This window comes from Desulfovibrio sp. 1214_IL3152, from assembly GCF_036763055.1.
Taxonomy (GTDB): Bacteria; Desulfobacterota; Desulfovibrionia; order Desulfovibrionales; family Desulfovibrionaceae; genus Desulfovibrio.
Map to the genome: position 1 here is coordinate 1 of NZ_JBAIYW010000250.1, position 2334 is coordinate 2334.

3 protein-coding genes are annotated in these 2334 nt (G+C 59.8%); 2 read left to right on the top strand and 1 reads right to left on the bottom strand.

Translation table 11 applies throughout. From position 1 onward, the window contains the following. A partial coding sequence (locus V6C07_RS05210) for a flavodoxin family protein (RefSeq protein WP_333535304.1) occupies positions 1-358 on the bottom strand: 358 nt, incomplete at its 3' end. A gap of 194 nt (positions 359-552) precedes the next feature. On the opposite strand from V6C07_RS05210, the gene V6C07_RS05215 reads away from it, so the two are divergent. Both V6C07_RS05215 and V6C07_RS05220 read left to right on the top strand, forming a co-directional pair. After that, positions 553-1467: an AraC family transcriptional regulator gene (locus V6C07_RS05215; RefSeq protein ID WP_333535305.1), complete on the top strand. Its 915-nt coding sequence runs from the start codon at positions 553-555 to the stop codon at positions 1465-1467. 210 nt (positions 1468-1677) lie between these two features. Further along, positions 1678-2334, top strand: a 657-nt coding sequence (locus tag V6C07_RS05220; protein ID WP_333535306.1) for an aldo/keto reductase, incomplete at its 3' end; no start/stop codon positions are given.

Below are 2334 nucleotides of genomic sequence, written 5' to 3' on the forward strand. Positions count from 1 at the left end.
TCGGGCCTCGCTCGTGGGTGCAGAATGGGACCACGCGCCTGCCGTAAAAATCCGTCTGGCCGAGAAAGGAGCGGAGCGGGGCCGGAATGGTGTCGTGCCATACGGGGCCGCCGATCAGGACGAGATCGTAGTTGCACATGCACGGGACGGAGAACCGCAGCTCCGGCAGCAGGTTTTCCTCAAGCTCCCAGCGGGAGACGGCCTCGACGGTTGCCGCTTCGTAGCCTTCCACAGGCTCTACGCCGAAAAGCACCCCGCAGGTACGGTCCCGGATCATCCGGGCGACGGCCAGGGTGTTGCCGGTGTGCGAGTAGCAGGCCACAAGCACCCTCAGGCAGGATCCGGAAAGGCTGTTCATGAATATTTTTTTCATCAGATTGCGCGCGGCCCGGTAACCGGCCGCACATCTCCCATGAAGGACTTATATATTCGGTAATCCGGGTACAACAGATACGATTTTATCTAAATTTTGCACAATTCTGCCCCGGTCTTTCCCGGTGCCTTAAGGCGTGCTATTGAAGAATCCGGACGAATTTTACATGGAGCGTGAACATGCGTGATACGACAGACAGAACATATGCGATCCTGAGAGAAAAGCTGCTCCGGCGGATGCCCGCCCCGGGCACCTACCCGACGCCGGTGCCGGGCTTTGTGCTGAACCGCCGGGACGAAGTCAATATTCCCGAAAACTGCTGGAACAAGCCCATTCTGGCGATGACGGTCCAGGGGGCCAAGCGGGTGGTGGTCGGAAACGAGGAATATCGTTACGGCGCGGGCAACTGCCTGCTGGCCGGGGTGGACATGCCCAACCTGAGCTATCTTACCGAGGCCTCGCCGGAAAATCCCTATCTGGTGATGACCCTGGAACTGGACAGCCATCTGACCACCCAGCTCGCGGCGCAGATTCCGCCCGCAAAAGGCCCCGGTAAGACTTCCTCCGCGGGCGGCAGCATGGGCGGCGTCGCCGTCATGCCGACCGACCCGGAAATTCTCCAGGCTTTCGGGAGGATGCTGGATCTTCTGGACACCCCGGAACAGATTCCGCTTCTTGCGCCTCTGATTTCCAGGGAGATTCACCTTTTGCTGCTGCTCGGACCGCAGGGCGAGCTGCTCAAATCCCTCAATACCCAGGGAACCCAGGGCAACCAGATATTCCAGGGCATCAACTGGCTGCGCGACAATTTCATGCAGCCGCTGGACGTGGACGAGCTGGCCAGGCGCCTGAACATGGCCCCGCCGACCTTCCGCAAGCACTTCAAGGCCGTTACCAGCATGAGCCCGACCCAGTACCACAAGCACCTGCGGCTCTATGAAGCCCAGCGGCGCATGCTGGAGGACCATGAGGACGTCTCAAAGGCGAGCTACGCGGTGGGCTACGAAAGCCTTACCCAGTTCAACCGCGAATATAAGCGCCTGTTCGGCGATGCGCCGCAGAGGAACGTGACGCAAATCCAGGCTTCTGCCTGAGCCGGAAACACCTGACCGTATACAAAGCCGGTGAGCGTCGCTCCCGGCTTTTTTCTATGCTCGTCCGCGGAAACGGCAGGAAAGTGCAAAAATTAGATAAATCTGTATCTTTTGTTTTGCCGTGCCGGAGCTATTCTCCTGAAAATGATGAATCACAGGCGGCGCTGAGTATGCGCGGTTCCTGAAAACAACCTTCCAAGGAGAATAGACATGCAATACGTTAACCTCGGGCGCACAGGCCTGAAAGTCAGCCGGCTCTGCCTCGGCACCATGAATTTCGGCGACGCCACGGACGAGCAGACCGCTTACCAGATTATGGACAAGGCCATTGAAACGGGCGTCAACTTTTTTGATTCCGCCGACGTGTACGGCGGACCGCAAACGCCCGACATGGAAAAAGGCTTCGGCACGTCCGAAGAAATCATCGGCCGCTGGCTGGAGAAGAGCGGCAAGCGCAACGACATCGTGCTGGCCACCAAGTGCTACCAGCCCATGGGCCTCGGCCCCAACGACCGCCGCCTTTCGGCCTACCATATCCGCCAGGCGTGCGAAGACAGCCTGCGCCGCCTGAAAACCGACCGCATCGACCTGTACCAGATGCACCACATCGACAGGACCACGCCCTGGGAAGAAATCTGGCAGGCCATGGAACTTTTGGTCCAGCAGGGCAAGGTGCTCTACATCGGCAGCAGCAACTTCGCGGGCTGGGATATCGCGACGGCCCAGGGCATGGCCCGCCAGCGCAACTTCATGGGCCTGGTTTCCGAGCAGAGCCTGTACAACCTGACCGTGCGCGCCCTGGAACTCGAAGTCATCCCGGCCTGCCGCCATTACGGCCTCGGCCTCATTCCCTGGAGCCCCATCGGC